At 28.1% G+C, this 15,802-nt stretch carries 14 protein-coding genes; all 14 read right to left on the bottom strand.

What is annotated here, in order from left to right; all coding sequences use genetic code 11:
• Window position 1: 1 nt before the first annotated feature.
• Window positions 2–910: a ribokinase gene (gene rbsK / locus HF520_RS02000; RefSeq protein ID WP_168572437.1), complete on the bottom strand. Its 909-nt coding sequence runs from the start codon at window positions 908–910 to the stop codon at window positions 2–4.
• A 260-nt stretch (window positions 911–1,170) separates the two neighbouring features.
• Complete coding sequence (locus tag HF520_RS01995) at window positions 1,171–1,452, bottom strand: hypothetical protein (protein WP_168572436.1); 282 nt, start codon at window positions 1,450–1,452, stop codon at window positions 1,171–1,173.
• 138 nt (window positions 1,453–1,590) lie between these two features.
• Entirely contained in the window at window positions 1,591–2,235 is a 645-nt protein-coding gene (locus HF520_RS01990) for an HAD family hydrolase (protein WP_168572435.1), read from the bottom strand.
• A gap of 54 nt (window positions 2,236–2,289) precedes the next feature.
• Window positions 2,290–2,730 (bottom strand): YaiI/YqxD family protein, encoded by a 441-nt coding sequence (locus HF520_RS01985; protein WP_168572434.1) that lies wholly within the window; start codon window positions 2,728–2,730, stop codon window positions 2,290–2,292.
• Between the two features lie 13 nt (window positions 2,731–2,743).
• Window positions 2,744–3,445, bottom strand: coding sequence for a DUF6198 family protein (locus HF520_RS01980; RefSeq protein WP_168572433.1), 702 nt, complete (start codon window positions 3,443–3,445; stop codon window positions 2,744–2,746).
• Window positions 3,446–3,528: 83 nt separating this feature from the next.
• Window positions 3,529–4,842, bottom strand: a complete 1,314-nt coding sequence (locus HF520_RS01975) for a TRAP transporter large permease (protein WP_168572432.1) — start codon at window positions 4,840–4,842, stop codon at window positions 3,529–3,531.
• An 18-nt stretch (window positions 4,843–4,860) separates the two neighbouring features.
• Window positions 4,861–5,370 carry a TRAP transporter small permease gene (locus tag HF520_RS01970; protein WP_168572431.1) on the bottom strand — a complete coding sequence of 170 codons (510 nt, stop codon included), beginning with the start codon at window positions 5,368–5,370 and terminating at the stop codon, window positions 4,861–4,863.
• A gap of 38 nt (window positions 5,371–5,408) precedes the next feature.
• Entirely contained in the window at window positions 5,409–6,458 is a 1,050-nt protein-coding gene (locus tag HF520_RS01965) for a TRAP transporter substrate-binding protein (RefSeq protein WP_243155177.1), read from the bottom strand.
• A 335-nt stretch (window positions 6,459–6,793) separates the two neighbouring features.
• Complete coding sequence (locus HF520_RS01960; RefSeq protein WP_168572430.1) at window positions 6,794–8,281, bottom strand: UxaA family hydrolase; 1,488 nt, start codon at window positions 8,279–8,281, stop codon at window positions 6,794–6,796.
• Window positions 8,274–9,758 (bottom strand): tagaturonate reductase, encoded by a 1,485-nt coding sequence (locus HF520_RS01955; RefSeq protein ID WP_168572429.1) that lies wholly within the window; start codon window positions 9,756–9,758, stop codon window positions 8,274–8,276. Before HF520_RS01955 ends, HF520_RS01960 begins: the two co-directional genes overlap by 8 nt.
• A gap of 511 nt (window positions 9,759–10,269) precedes the next feature.
• Window positions 10,270–10,956 (bottom strand): GntR family transcriptional regulator, encoded by a 687-nt coding sequence (locus HF520_RS01950; protein WP_168572428.1) that lies wholly within the window; start codon window positions 10,954–10,956, stop codon window positions 10,270–10,272.
• 215 nt (window positions 10,957–11,171) lie between these two features.
• Window positions 11,172–13,028 carry an ABC transporter ATP-binding protein gene (locus tag HF520_RS01945; RefSeq protein ID WP_330586293.1) on the bottom strand — a complete coding sequence of 619 codons (1,857 nt, stop codon included), beginning with the start codon at window positions 13,026–13,028 and terminating at the stop codon, window positions 11,172–11,174.
• The gene (locus HF520_RS01940; protein WP_168572427.1) at window positions 13,021–15,276 is read right to left on the bottom strand and encodes an ABC transporter ATP-binding protein; all 2,256 of its coding nucleotides are present in this window, start codon (window positions 15,274–15,276) and stop codon (window positions 13,021–13,023) included. The genes HF520_RS01945 and HF520_RS01940 overlap by 8 nt, the downstream gene beginning before the upstream one ends.
• Complete coding sequence (locus HF520_RS01935) at window positions 15,264–15,767, bottom strand: MarR family winged helix-turn-helix transcriptional regulator (RefSeq protein WP_168572426.1); 504 nt, start codon at window positions 15,765–15,767, stop codon at window positions 15,264–15,266. The genes HF520_RS01940 and HF520_RS01935 overlap by 13 nt, the downstream gene beginning before the upstream one ends.
• Window positions 15,768–15,802 lie beyond the last annotated feature (35 nt).

Genomic DNA, 15,802 nt, shown 5'->3' with positions numbered 1-15,802 from the left:
CCTACCCCCTAAAATTTTCTACATCTTCTATTGTTGGTAATGAACTTTGAGCGCCTTCCTTTTGAACACTTAAAGCACCCACTTTTGATGCAAAGTCCATTGCTTCTTCTATACTTTTATTATTAGCAAAAGCAACCGCTAAAGCACCTGTATAGCTATCGCCAGCCGCTGTAGTATCTATCGCTTTTACTTTGTATGCATTTTTAAACATAGATTTTTCTTTATTTATATATAAACTTCCTTTTGAACCTAGAGTTACTATAAGTTCTTTTACACCTTTTTCTATCATTACTTTAGCAGCTCTTAATATATCATCTTCATTTTTAATTTCTATTCCACTTAATATTTCTAACTCTGTTTCATTAGGAGTTAATAAATCTACATTAGCTATTATCTCATCATCTAGCTTTACAGCTGGTGCTGGATTTAATATAGTATATTTTCCAAGCTCCTTAGATTTTTTTAATGCATAATTTATAGTGTCTAATGGAGTTTCAAGTTGAAGTACAACTATATCACTCATTTCTATTCCCTTAATATTTGTATCTATATAATTTTTATCTACCTTAAAGTTTGCTCCTGGAGCAACAACTATAGAATTCTCAGCGTTCTTATCTACAGTTATCATTGCAACTCCTGTTGCTATATCTTCTTTATTTATATATTCAGTGTTTACATTGTCATTTTTTAAGGCATTAAGTAAAGTTTCTCCAAACCCATCTTTACCAACTTTACCTATCATATTTACTTTACCGCCAAGTCTTGCCATAGCAACAGCTTGATTAGCTCCTTTTCCACCTGGAACTTCTTTAAAATCTCCACCTATTACTGTTTGGCCACCCTTAGGTCTATCTTCTACCTTTACTACTAAGTCCATATTAAGACTTCCTATGACACATATACTTTTCACTGTCTTCCTCCTATTTTTGTTTATTGTTTATTAATCTATGTTAACTAATAATTTGTTTTTTAACTTCTTTATTAGAGTATCATATTTTTTTAATTAGTACAACATATTTCTACCTTTTATTTGTTTTTAATACTTTTTCATTCATTTTAAATTATTTAATATCATCTAAATTCTTAATATATATAGTTTTAAGCGCATTTTTACATAAAAAAAACTAGAAATTTAAATTTCTAGTTTTTTAGTATGTATTATTTACAATACTATACATGCCTAATCATAAATTGCATAATCTTACACACTTCAAATTCAATCAAACTAAAAAGTTTATATATAACATGACCTTTAGGACCATTTTCTTCATCTTCATTTTCAATCCAAGTTCTAAGTATTACTTTATCATTATCATCATACTCTACATTTATTGTTGGTGTATCAAAATCCTTAATATCTATATTAAATATATATGTCTTATTTTTTATATCATCACTACATTCTTCACAGTAAGTTACCTTTAATTTTCTATTCTCATATAATGCTTCCATATCTAAACCTCCTATATAATATATTTGTATTTTATCCATAAATTAAATCATTTATATTTATTTTTTTTATTTATAACTCAATAAATGAAAAACTCTAATATGTCATTATATACATATTAGAGTTCTTCATTTCCCTATTTAATACTTATCTAAATTTAATAGTTCTTCAAACTTATCAATAACATGATGATAATTTTCTGTATTTCCAAATCCATATCTAGCTAATATAAATGGTATACCTGCCTTATTAGCAGCTTCTGAGTCCATTTTTGTATCACCAACATAAACAGGATTTTTTAAATCATTTCTATTTATTACTAATTTAATGTTTTCATCTTTTGATAAATTAGTCCTTCCTGGACATTCATAATCTACAAAGTATTGACCAAAATTATTGTAATCTAAAAATAATTCTATATATCCATCTTGGCAATTACTAACTATAAATAGCTTATATTTAGTAGATAATTCTTTTAATGTATCTTCTAACTTTTCATATAAAATAGCTCCATTTTTAGTTAGATATTCATTTTCATACTCACAACACTCTTTTAAAATTTTATCACGTTCATCTTCATTCATATTAGGAAATATTCTAGCTGCTATTTCTTCTAATCTAAGCCCCATATATTTTTTTAAATCATCTGCTGTTATTTGCTTTATTTCACTATCGTATTTTGATATAATTTCACTCCAAGAAGTAGCAATTCCTTCAGTTGCATCCCATAAAGTTCCATCTAAATCAAATATTATGCTATCTATATCTTTAAACTTCCCATTCATTTATATACTCTCCTTTTAATTATATCTTGAATATTATTATAGCTTAGTAATTATCTAATATTCTTTAATTTTAATTAAATTTATCAGAGCCTTTTCAAATTTAAGGTCATCTTCTTTATTTCTCTTCTTAGGACCTTTAATTTTTCCTCCACTATTTCTTATTTTTTTAGATATATGCCTAGTAAATAACAGCTGGTCTATATTCTCATTAGTATATATTAATCCATTTTGATTTATCGCATATGCGCCTTTTGAAAGTATCATGGCTGCTAGTCCATAATCTTGAGTCACTACTATATCTCCTTTATTCACTTTATTAACAATTATAAAGTCTGCAGCATCTTGCCCTTTAGATACAACAATAGTATCTACTTTATATTTTGAGAAATTATGTGATGTATCACATATTATGAAGACTTCTTTATTAAACTTTTTAGCTATATTTATACTTACATCAATTACTGGACATCCATCTCCATCAATTAAAATTTTCATATTATCTCCTTTATTAATTAATATTTTCATTTACAATATCGATTTCATTACTTTTACCTTTTATTTTAGTAAAGATTGATTGAAAATAGAATTTTCGATCCATAAAATCATTTACATATGAAACTAACTTTCCAGTTATTAATGCGCATAATATTGTTCCAATACCTATTCCTTCAAAACTATTTAATACAGTTCCTGACAATAAAACAGCTACTCCTAAGCATAATAAGTCAAATCCTGTTTTTGTGTTCTTATATGGCATAGAAAAAAACTCTGCAAAATCTCTTATAAATGTATCTATTGGTAATACTGGCATAGTAGATTTTAATAATAAAGATATCCCTACTGATAATATTGAAAGACTAACTACAAAATATACTATATTAATTACTAATCCATTTGGTAGTAACTCTATTACATAAATATTAAATAAATCTATCATATTCCCAAATATCAATGCCAGAAAAAATGAAATTATATATCCTATATTAAAATTCTTAGTTATTAAAACTAGCATTATTATAAGAAAACATTGAAATATATAATTCCAACTACCATATGTAATTTCATCAAATATCAAACTTAAGGTATATGGCACTGATGATATTGATGATATCCCAAACTCACTTTTAACCATAAGTGTTGTCGCAAGACTATTAAAAATAAGCCCTATCATTAAGGCTAATTCCCCTAAAAACAACTTTTTTTCTTTCATAAAAAATCCCCCTATTATTTATTATTTTAATACATAAAAAAGCGAACTCTATTTAACCTGAGTTCACTTTTTTACAACAAGTATTATTCTACCATTCCCATAAGCTTTGGAAGGAATAAACTTATTTGAGGTACAAATGTTACTAACATAAGTACAATAAATATTGAAGCATAGAATGGTAATATATTTTTTATTACACCTTCTATTTTAGTTTTTGCTACTCTACATCCTACGAATAAAGTATTCCCAACTGGAGGAGTTATTGTACCCATAGATAAGTTGAATACTACCATTATTCCGAACTGTATAGTATCCATACCTAGGTTTTGAGCTATTGGTAGGAATATTGGAGTAAATATTAATATAGCTGGTGTTGCATCCATAAAAGTACCAACTATTAATAATAATATATTCATTATCAATAATATTACAATTGGATTATTTGATAAACCTAATATTAAATCTGTTATATATGTAGGAACATTAGTAAACGCTAATACCCAAGACATTATAGATGAAACTCCTATTAAAAATACTATCATAGCAGTCATATTTATAGATTCTAATAATATTCTTGGTATATCTTTTACTTTTATAGATTTATAGAAGAACATACTTAATAATAAAGAGTAAACAACTGCTATAGCTGCGCCTTCTGTAGCTGTGAATATTCCACCTATTATTCCACCTATTATTATTACTATTAAAGATAAACTTGGTATTGCATCTAAAAATACCTTTAAACCTTGTAAAAAAGTTATTTTTTCATTATCAGTTTTATACCCTCTATTCTTTGCTATAAAGAAAGCAACAGTCATTACACCTAATCCCCATAATATACCAGGTATATATCCTGCCATAAATAAAGCTGCAACTGATGTTCCTCCACTAACTAGTGAATATATTATTAAAGAGTTGCTTGGAGGTATTAGTAAACCAGTTGGTGCAGAAGCTACATTAACAGCCGCGCTAAAATCTGTATCATATCCTGCTTTATTTTGAAGAGGGGCCATAGTTCCTCCTATTGCAGCAGCCGCTGCTGTTCCTGAACCACTTATTGCTCCAAACAACATGTTCCCTACTACATTTGTATGTGCTAATGATCCTGGTAATTTTCCTGATAACAGTGTTGCAAAGTTAACTAATCTTATTGCTATACCACCGTTATTCATTATTATTCCGGCTAATATAAAAAATGGTATTGCTAATAATGAAAATGAATTAATTCCTGTAAATATACGTTGAGATGCAGTGAATACAGCATTTTCCCAAGGTAATGCACTCAATATAGATAAAACTGAAGATATACCTATTGTAACTGATATTGGTATTCCTATTAATAATAAAATTGGAAAGACTGCTAATAAAGTTAATCCTGTTTGTAATGCTAATTCCATTTAATTTCCTCCCCTAGATTATGCACTTTTTGTATCTTTATTTTTGTTCGTATCCGTAGTTGATAACTCTTTAATAATATCATTTATATTAAGAATATTATAAAATATAGTTAAAATCCCTGATAAAGGTAGTGCTAAATATATATATCCCATAGGTATTTGTAATGATGAAGATAATTGCCCCATTGATAATTGAGACATCCTAAATCCTCCAAATACAAGTACTAAAGCAGCAAATAATATAACAATTATTTCAGAAAATAGCTTAAATTTTGCGTGATTTTTTTCACTAAGTTTATCTACTAAAAACGACATACACATATGTTCTTGCTTTCCAAATACATATGCACCCCCTAATAATCCCATCCATACAAAGCAAATTAATACTAATTCTTCTGTTACAGTACTTGGATTATTAAATACATATCTTGATGCAACTTGCCATGTAGCAAATATTGTCATTAACGCTAATAGTGTACAACATATTACTTCTAAAACTTTATCTAAACCTTTTCTTAAAGTTTCCATTTATATTCTCCTTTAATAATATATTTTACTAATATTTATTATTTTCCAGATTCTACACTTGCATTTTTAGCTAGTATTTCGTCTCCCTTTTGACGTATCTTATCATACACAGCCTTCATGCTTTCATCTTGAGTATACTCAGCGTGTAAATCCTTCATCTTTTCTTGGAATGGTTTTATATCTGGATAGTAGAACTGAACTCCCATAGCTTCTGCTTTTTCTTTTGCCTCAGCTGCTGCTTCTTCCCATAACTCTACTTCAAACTCATTTGCATAACTTGCTGCTTCCATAACAATTTTAGCTTGTTCTTCAGTTAATTTATCCTCTAATAAACTTGTACTTGCGATTAATATATCTGGAAGCATTGCATGCATATTATAAGAATAGTGTTTTGCAACCTCTCCATGCTTATTATTTATTAATGCTAATTCATTATTTTCTGCTCCGTCTATAACATTTTGTTGTAACCCTGTATAAACTTCACCAAACGACATTGGTGTTGGTGATGCACCTAATGCTTGAAGCATTTTTACATTTGAAGGACTGGTCTGAACCCTTATTTTTAGTCCTTTTAAATCTTCTGGTTTCATTACAACTTTTTTAGTTGTATATATATTTCTTACACCTGCATCAAACCAAGTTAATCCTATAAATCCACTTTCCCTTGTAGATTCATATACAGGGTTCATTATCTCTTCATCATTCATTACTGCATGATAATGCTCTGTGCTATCCATTATGTAAGGCAAATTAAATACTGTATAAGATTTGTTAAAAGACTCTAATGATCCTAACCCTGCTACTACTAAGTCTACTGCTCCAGTTTGAGATAATTCTACTGCTTGAGCTGTAGCACCTAGTAATTCATTTGGAAATATTTGGACATCGATTTCCCCATTAGTTTTTTCTTCCACGTATTTTTCAAATTCTAACATTGCTTTATGCTCAGGATGCTCTTCATTTTGACCATGCGCAACCCTTACGACTTTAACCTTTTTTTCTGCCCCATCTACTTTATTACATCCTACAACTCCAAACCCAATAGTTGCAGTTAGTAATAAAGTTGTAATACGTTTTCCTATTTTCATCTAGTATCCACCCTTCTGTATATATTTATTAGCCCTTTTTAATCTAGTACATTTTAACTCTAGTATACTAGATTTAGTTATGTTAATAACATAACATATTTTATTATTTTTTTCAACTTTTTCCTGAAATAGATAATATTTTTTATTAATCCCCCTAATTTTATTAAGATTAGGGGGATATTTGCTAATTTTTTTTTGATATTTAAATGCATTATTATAGCAAATATTTCTACTATTTATCCTAAAACTTGCATACTAGCTATATATTATCCATTTTCTACTGAACTAAATAGTTTATTCTTGAGTTATTCTTTATCTATTTACATTTTCCCTTACTATAAAGTCACACCATCTTTTAATATCGATATCTCTCTATATCCATTCTTTTCATTATTTGCCAAATATTCTCCTGATGCTGTATCAAGTATAAGTTTAAAGAATGAATCATCTACAGATTCTTTATCTTTTGTTTCTATTAATTCACCTGCATTAAAATCTATCCAATGTTTCTTCTTATTATATAAATCTGTATTAGTAGATATTTTTAGTGTTGGTACTGCACCTCCAAAAGGAGTTCCTCTACCTGTTGTAAATAATACCATATGTGCTCCAGCAGCAACTAAAACAGTAACTGCAACTTGGTCATTCCCTGGTCCGTATAATAGATTAAGTCCTGTTTTTTTCGCTCTTTCACCATAACCTAATACATCTGTTACTATAGCTTTTCCACCTTTTTGAACACAGCCTAAAGATTTTTCTTCTAGAGTTGTTATTCCTCCCTTTTTATTTCCTGGAGATGGATTTTCATATATAACTTGATCGTACCTTATAAAATACTTTTTAAAGTCATTTATCAGATTAACACTTTTATCAAATATATCTTTATCAATGGCTCTATCGAATAACATAGTTTCTGCACCAAACATCTCAGGTACTTCAGTTTGTATAGATGTCCCACCCAAGGCAACTATTTTATCTGATAATCGTCCTAAAAGAGGATTAGCAGTTATTCCTGAAAAAGCATCTGAACCTCCACATTTAAGACCTATCTTTAATTTAGATATGTGTACATCTTCTCTTTTAAATTTAGAAGCATATTCAACTAACTCTGATATTAACTTTTTACCTTCTTCTATTTCATCTTCAACATCCTGTATATTTAAAAATTTAATTCTGTCATAGTTAATAGGTTCTAATATTTCTTTGAAACTTGATAAAGTATTATTCTCACATCCAAGACCTACAACTAATACACCTGCTGCATTTGGATGATTCACTAAACCTGCAAGTATTTTTCTAGTATTCTCTAAGTCATTACCTAATTGAGAACATCCATGAGGATGTTCAAAGTAATGAATACCATCAACTTTATCATTTATAAGCTTATTACCTTCTTTAACTAATAAAGCACATGTTTTATTTATACAACCTACTGTGTTTATAATCCATATTTCATTTCGGATTCCAATTTCTCCATTTTCGCGCACATATCCTTTGAAAGATATATCCTCATTTATTTTAGGTTGACTTATATCATTTTTGTTAAATTCATACTCTAAAATTCCATCTAATCCTGTACTCATATTATGAGAATGTATCCATTTTCCAACTTTTATATCTTCTTTAGCTTTACCTATACTATACCCGTACTTTAATACATCATTTCCCTTAGATATTTCCTTTATCGCAATCTTATGCCCCTTAGGTGTATCTTGTAATAATATTATTTCTTTATCATCTATTCTAATGATGTCCCCCTTAACACCATCAGCTAGTAGCACAACTACATTATCTTCTTTATTTATCTTAATAAACTTACTCATATACATTCTCCATCGCATGTAATTTTTCAGTAACAACTTCAACTATATTTAAATACTTAGTTAAATCTTCTCCCCAAAGTTTAGATTCACTTAATATATATCTAACATATTCATCATTCTTTTCTTTAAACTTAGAATTTGCATCACTCATAAATTCTAATACTTCAGGAGTATCAAATACTTTATATTGATTTCCATTGAAATCATGTCCGATATATAAGGTTCCTACTTTCTCTATCTGATAGAATCTTAATAATCCAGCTAATCCAACCATCATATTTTCTGGTAACTTATGATTATCTTCTATATAAGACTTTATAGTTGGTAATAATCTATTTTGAAACTTAGATACTGAGTTCATAGATATTGATTCTAATTTATGTTTTATATGAGGATTTCTAAATCTACTAAGAACAGTTGATGCAAACTCTTTTTTATTACCAGTTTTATTTTTTAATGAAGGTAATATCTCTTTTTCTAGAGTTTCATTTAAGTACTTTTTCATATCTTTATTTTCAACAACTTCATCAACTTGGCTAAATCCTTTTAATATACTCTGTGGCGTTATTAAAGTATGAGATCCATTTAATATTCTAACTTTTAATAGTTGTGTATCATACAATGAATCTAACCACTGTACATTAAGCCCTGAATTTCTTAGTGGTAATATCTTATCTAACTCTTCGCTACCTTCTATAGCCCATAAGAAATATGGTTCACACATAGACATGGCTCCATCTTTGTATCCTAGTTTTTCAAAATAGAAACTTTCATCTTCTCTCGGATATCCTGGAACTATTCTATCTACTAAGTTATTTAAGAATACACAATTTTCTTCAAGCCAAGCTTTAAATTCTTTTGAAGCTCCAAAATCATTTGCATGCTTATTGACAAATTCTTTTAATACCCTTCCATTTTCAGCAACTAATTCGCAAGGGAATATAAGAAGTTTTTTAGATATGTTTCCTAAAACTTCAAATCTATGCATTAAAAATGCAGTAAGTTTTGAAGGATATAAACCTTCTTTACACACATTTTCCAATTCAACTTTTTTATAAGCAAGCCCAGCTTCTGTAGTGTTCGATATTACAACATCCAAGCTTTCTTGCTCTGCTATATTCATAAATTCATTCCAGTTAGTATTATAGTTAAATACTTTCGAAAATACAGATATTATATCGTGTTCAAACACTTCTGTATCTCCTTTAAACCCTCTTTGAATTACTGTATATAAATTATCTTGAGAATTTAATTTATTTATTTTTACATCGTTATTTAAAGGACAGGTCAAAGCAATTGAGCCTTCATAATTACCAGATTTTATTGCTTTATCTACCATCCAATCAAAGAAAGACATTAAAAAGTTTCCTTCACCTACCTGCATTATTCTTACTGGACTATTTAAAACTTTATTATGGTGTTCTTTTTGAGATTCTGTTAGACAATCTATATTTAAATTTTTTACTTCTTTATTCATACAACTCATTCTCCCTTATAATATATTTTAAATTTACCCTTTTATATTTTTGTGATTCTAATTACATTAGATTTTTTTAATCTTCTAAACTAAATTTACATATCCTTATGTAATATGTTTTAAAACGTTTGTAAAAAATATCTTCAAGCATTTTAATAACAGATACTATACTTTCTTTTTTTAATTTACTCTCCTCTTTTCTTGTATACCAATTTTATTGATTAAATATTCAATTTTAACTAAATAAAACTATTTTCATATATTCAATTGTATTCATTATCGATAAAAGTATATTTTTAATATATTTTTATTCTTCTTGTATACTAATCTTGTTTTTATTATAACGTATTTTAATATTTTTTCAATATTTTCTTATATATTTTTGATTTCCTTATAAAATCTTTTTTACTTGTATACAAGTTTTGCCATTAGTATAGAAATTTACTTAACTTTAATAAGTTAATAGAACTTCTTTAAACATAAAAAAAAAGGACTCCCTTAAATAGTCCTTTTACTTAAAGTATTTAGAAATTTCACTATCATGTTTTATTAGATAGTCCCAGCTTTTCATTGAAAATCTCATATGTTCATCAATCAGAAACTCTACTTTATCCTTATCTTTATTTTTTATTACATTCAAAAATTCCTTGTGTTGTTCAACAACAGATTTTTTTGAATCTTTTTTCTGAGTCAATAGTCTCATTCTATTATAATGAGTGCTTATATTTAATATATTATCCCAAACACGAGCTTTACCAGTTCCTTTAAATAATAGCTCATGAAAACTTGTATCCAACTTATGAAATTCTGTTTCTCCCCCTTTCATATCAGCAATTATCTCTTGAGCAAATATATTTTTTTCTAACTCCAACATAATATCACTTGGAAAACTTTCACATGCCAGCTTTAATATTTTCTCTTCTACTGCAAACCTCATAAATATTGCCTCTTCAATTAAATCAATATCAATTAGTGACACATAAGTACCAGATTGAGGCTTTACTTCTATAAGATGTTCACCTTTTAATTTCATTATGACTTCCCTTATGGGAGTTCTTGATAAGTTTAACTTATCAGCTAGCTCTAGCTCACTTAAAAACTCACCTGGTTTTAATTCTAAAGACATTATATTACCTTTTAAAACTCTATAAGCATACTCTTTTCCCGTTTCTTTATCTTTTCTTTCATACAATATCAATATAATCACTCCCTAAATGTAAATCCTATATTCATATAAAATCTTATTTCTAGTATACTAAATAAAAAAAATAATTCAATAAAAGTTATATATTAAGAAAAAAAGTGTATAAAATCCAGATGGAAATTTATACACCTTTTTTTGTTATGTTTATTTTTTTGTAAAGTCTATATTAAATTATTTTAATTTATATTTATTAATTAATCAATATTAATTTATATAGCTTCATCTTTTTCAAATTGAGAGTTATATAAATTAGCATAGAATCCTTTTTGAGCTAATAACTTTTCATGATTACCTATTTCTATTATATCCCCTTCGTTCATTACTAATATTAAATCTGCATTTTTTATAGTAGATAATCTATGCGCAATTATGAAGCTTGTTCTATTTTCCATAAGGTTATCCATAGCCTTTTGAATTAATACTTCTGTTCTTGTATCAACTGAACTTGTAGCTTCATCTAATATTAATATCTTAGGATCTGCTAGTATTGCACGAGCAATTGTCAATAATTGTTTTTGACCTTGAGATACGTTACTTGCTTCTTCATTAAGAATCATATCATATCCATCTGGTAATGTTTTTATAAAATGGTGTACATGTGCCGCTTTAGCTGCCTCTATTACCTGTTCATCAGTTGCATCAAGCTTTCCATATCTAATATTATCTTTTATGCTTCCATTAAATAGCCATGTATCTTGAAGAACCATTCCAAATAATTGTCTCAATTCACTTCTATTAAAATCTTTTATATTATGATTGTCAATAAGTATCGTACCTGAGTTAACATCATAAAATCTCATAAGAAGTTTTACTATAGTTGTTTTACCTGCTCCTGTAGGACCTACTATAGCTATTTTTTGTCCTGGCTTAACATGAGCAGTAAAGTCTTTTATTATTATTTTATTAGGATTATATCCAAATCTTACATGCTCAAAATCAATTTTACCTTCTAAACCATCAACTTTGACTGCATTTTCAACTACTTGATCTTCTTCTTCTTCGTCTAAGAATTCAAATACTCTTTCTGCTGCAGCTGCTGTAGATTGTAATAAGTTAGTTACTTGAGCCACTTGAGATAAAGGTTGAGTAAAGTTTCTTACATATTGTATAAATGATTGTATATCTCCAACTTCTATAGTTTTTCTTATAGCTAACCATCCACCAAGTATTGCAACTACTACATAACCTAAGTTACCAACAAACATCATAAGTGGTTGCATTATACCTGATAAAAATTGTGATTTCCAAGCTGATTGATATAAAGTATCATTTAATTTATTAAATTTTTCTATAGCTTCATCTTCACCATTAAATACTTTAACTATATTATGTCCTCCATATAACTCCTCAACTTGACCATTTACATGACCTAAATACTCCTGTTGAGCTTTAAAGTATTTTTGAGATCTCTTTATTATAAATGATATTAATATCATTGATAATGGTAATATAAGTAATGTTACACCAGTCATCATCCAGCTTATAGATAACATCATTACTAAAACACCTATAATAGTTGTGACAGATGTTATAAGCTGAGTCATACTTTGGTTTAAACTTTGACTAAGAGTATCTATATCATTAGTTATTCTAGATAATACTTCACCATGAGTTTTACTATCAAAGTACTTCATAGGCATTCTATTTATCTTTTGTGATAACTCATTTCTTAAATTATAGGCAATTTTTTGAGATATTCCACTCATAACAAAACCTTGTATAAATGAAAATATTGCACTTAATATATATAAACCTATTAAAGTTAATAATATTTTTCCTATAGAATCAAAATCTATACCAGCTCCAGCTGCCCCTGAAACTTTTGCAACTAACCCTTCAAATATTTTAGTAGTTGCTTTACCTAATATTTTAGGTCCTACAACAGAGAATGAAACACTTCCTATGGCAAATATGAAAACAAGAATTATAGATGTTTTAAATTTACCCAAATACCCTAATAACGTCTTCATTGTACCCTTGAAATCTTTAGCCTTTTCTCCTACCATTTTAGGTCCACGTCCCATTGGACCTCCCATACTTTGTCTTGATTTTCGTTCATTACTCATTGTCTAGCTCCTCCTTTGACAGTTGTGATAAGGCTATTTGTTTATAGACTTCACAATTTTTTAAAAGCTCTTTATGAGTCCCTTTACCTACTACTTTACCTTCATCAAGCACAATAATTTGTTCTGCATTTAATATAGTACTTATTCTTTGTGCAACTATTAAGATTGTACTTTCTGATATTTCTTCTTTTAAAGTTTTACGAAGTTTAGCATCTGTTTTAAAGTCTAGTGCAGAGAAGCTATCATCAAATATATATATTTCAGGATCCTTAGCTATTGCTCTTGCAATAGAAAGTCTTTGTTTTTGTCCTCCTGAAACATTTGTACCACCTTGTGATATTTCAGTTTCATACTTTTCAGGTTTAGAATCTATAAATTCTGTTGCCTGTGCTATTCTAGCTGCTTTTACTATATCTTCTTCTTTTGCATCTTTTTTACCATATCTTAAATTAGAATCTATAGTTCCTGAGAATAGTATACCTTTTTGTGGTACATATCCTATTTTCTCTCTTAAGTCATGTTGATTAACATCTTTTATATTAACGCCGTCAACTAATATTTCTCCCTTTGTTACATCAAAAAATCTTGGTATTAAATTAATAAGAGTTGACTTACCGCTACCTGTACTTCCTATAAATGCTGTTGTTTCACCTGGTTTTGCTACGAAAGATATATCACTTAAAACTTCTTCTTCTGCATCTGGATATTTAAATGAAACATCTTTAAATTCAACAAAACCTTTTTTACTTTCATTGAAATGAACAGGTTTTTCTGGATCTTTTATTGAAAGTTCTGTACTTATAACCTTATCTATACGATCTAAAGATACCAATGCTCTTGGTAACATAACAGATACCATTGATATCATTAAGAATGACATTACTATTTGCATTGTATATTGAATAAATGCCATCATATCTCCAACTTGCATTGTACCTGCATCAATGCTATGAGCACCATTCCAAACTATAATTACAGTTAAAGCATTCATAACAAACATCATCGCAGGCATCATACAAGACATCACTCTATTTACAAAAATATTAACCTTAGTCAAGTCTTTATTTGCTTTTTCAAATCTAGCCTCTTCATATTTTTCAGTACTAAATGCTCTTATTACAGGAAGACCTATTAATATTTCTCTACTAACTAAATTAAGTCTATCAACTAAATTTTGTAAAATTTTAAATCTAGGCATAACTACAGTAAACATTATCATAACTAATACTAATACTGATGCTACGCCTAATCCTATAATCCAAGTCATAGATGTATTTGTTTGTAATACTTTTAGCACACCACCTATACCTAGTATTGGTGCATAAAATACAGTTCTTAAAACCATTACCATCATCATTTGGATTTGTTGTATGTCATTTGTACTACGTGTTATTAAAGATGCAGTAGAGAACTCTGTTATTTCTTTATTAGAGAAGGACATAACTTTTTTAAATACAGATCCTCTTAGATCTTTTCCTAAAGTCGCTGCAACTCTGGCTCCTAGTAAACCTACTAATACTGAAGCTATAACACTTAATAAAGTTATTCCTAACATTATTAAACCAGTTTTAATTATGTAGCTATTTTGAAGCTTTTCTATATTAATCCCAATATCTTCATACTCACTTTTAACATAATTTATAGCACTCTGATCTAACATTGTATCTGGTAAGTTAGTAAAATTATTATTAATTTCTTCCTTTAAACTCTCTAAGTTCTCTTCTGGCATAGATGAAAGAACTTTGAATAAATCAATGTCACTATTTTGATTCATTCCCTGTGGAATATTTGATAGCATTTGCTTTTTCATAGCTTCAACTTCAGCTCCACCATTTTCTATTCCATAAACTATTAACATTGGCTTTGCCAGTATATTATTTAATTCATCTATTTTTTCTTTATCCTTTGTATTTAGTTCATAAAGATTTTCTTTATCTAAAGCTGGGTATTCATCTTTATATTTATTAAATTCATCGTTTGAAAGTTCTTCCTTACTCAGTAAGGTATAATTCTCTAAAACCTTATTTTTATCATCGGAGCTAATAAATATTAAAATCTTATCTAGCTCACTTTCTCTTATAATTTTAGGTGTTACATTATTAACTCCACCTTGTTGTATACCTATATTTACTATGTTAGATGTGTAGTCAGGTAAAGCAAGGTCACATACCGCTTGACCGACTAATAACATCACAATAAGTATTATAGGAAAAGTTGATTTTTTTAAATACTTTATTAGTTTTCCCATTCATGTTCCTCCTTTATGCTGTCTTCTTTTTCAATTTCTTTTATGCTATCATACATTTTTTTAAATAAACGTATCATCTCATCAGTATCTTCTTCACCCATTTTTTCTACAATTCTATGAGTAAATTCTTGAAATTTTTCTGTTTCTTTTTCTAGTATATCTTCTCCTGCTTTAGTCATGTTGATGTAGACAACTCTTCGGTCAGAGTTATCTGCAATTCTTATCACAAACCCTTTTTCTTCTAAAATATTTATAACCTTTGAAATTGCAGGTTTAGTTACCATTAGAAATTTACTTAAATCAGATGCTTTTACACCCTTGAAAGGACATTCTTTAGCATCATCATTATTTTTTAGATAATTAATTGCCTTTAGAAACATAAACTCTCTATGTGACATATTATTTTTTCTAAATCCATTATGAGCAAGTTTATTAATTTTACTTATTGCACTTAATAGCTCTTTAGACTTATCCTTAGATATATTATTCATTTATATTATCCTCCTCAAATTTAGTTACCATGGAT

The organism is Romboutsia sp. CE17, assembly GCF_012317385.1.
In the GTDB taxonomy this organism is placed as follows: domain Bacteria; phylum Bacillota; class Clostridia; order Peptostreptococcales; family Peptostreptococcaceae; genus Romboutsia_E.
The sequence above is the reverse complement of the archived record's forward strand: the minus strand, read 5'-3'. Positions and strand labels throughout refer to the sequence as shown.

Excerpts from the sequence above, each read along its gene's own strand:
- HF520_RS01995 (WP_168572436.1), bottom strand. The coding sequence starts at position 1,452 with ATGGAAGCATTATATGAGAATAGAAAATTAAAGGTAACTTACTGTGAA.
- HF520_RS01990 (WP_168572435.1), bottom strand. The coding sequence starts at position 2,235 with ATGAATGGGAAGTTTAAAGATATAGATAGCATAATATTTGATTTAGAT.
- HF520_RS01985 (WP_168572434.1), bottom strand. The coding sequence starts at position 2,730 with ATGAAAATTTTAATTGATGGAGATGGATGTCCAGTAATTGATGTAAGT.
- HF520_RS01980 (WP_168572433.1), bottom strand. The coding sequence starts at position 3,445 with ATGAAAGAAAAAAAGTTGTTTTTAGGGGAATTAGCCTTAATGATAGGG.
- HF520_RS01975 (WP_168572432.1), bottom strand. The coding sequence starts at position 4,842 with ATGGAATTAGCATTACAAACAGGATTAACTTTATTAGCAGTCTTTCCA.
- HF520_RS01970 (WP_168572431.1), bottom strand. The coding sequence starts at position 5,370 with ATGGAAACTTTAAGAAAAGGTTTAGATAAAGTTTTAGAAGTAATATGT.
- HF520_RS01965 (WP_243155177.1), bottom strand. The coding sequence starts at position 6,458 with ATGAAAATAGGAAAACGTATTACAACTTTATTACTAACTGCAACTATT.
- HF520_RS01960 (WP_168572430.1), bottom strand. The coding sequence starts at position 8,281 with ATGAGTAAGTTTATTAAGATAAATAAAGAAGATAATGTAGTTGTGCTA.
- HF520_RS01955 (WP_168572429.1), bottom strand. The coding sequence starts at position 9,758 with ATGAATAAAGAAGTAAAAAATTTAAATATAGATTGTCTAACAGAATCT.
- HF520_RS01945 (WP_330586293.1), bottom strand. The coding sequence starts at position 13,028 with ATGAGTAATGAACGAAAATCAAGACAAAGTATGGGAGGTCCAATGGGA.
- HF520_RS01940 (WP_168572427.1), bottom strand. The coding sequence starts at position 15,276 with ATGGGAAAACTAATAAAGTATTTAAAAAAATCAACTTTTCCTATAATA.
- HF520_RS01935 (WP_168572426.1), bottom strand. The coding sequence starts at position 15,767 with ATGAATAATATATCTAAGGATAAGTCTAAAGAGCTATTAAGTGCAATA.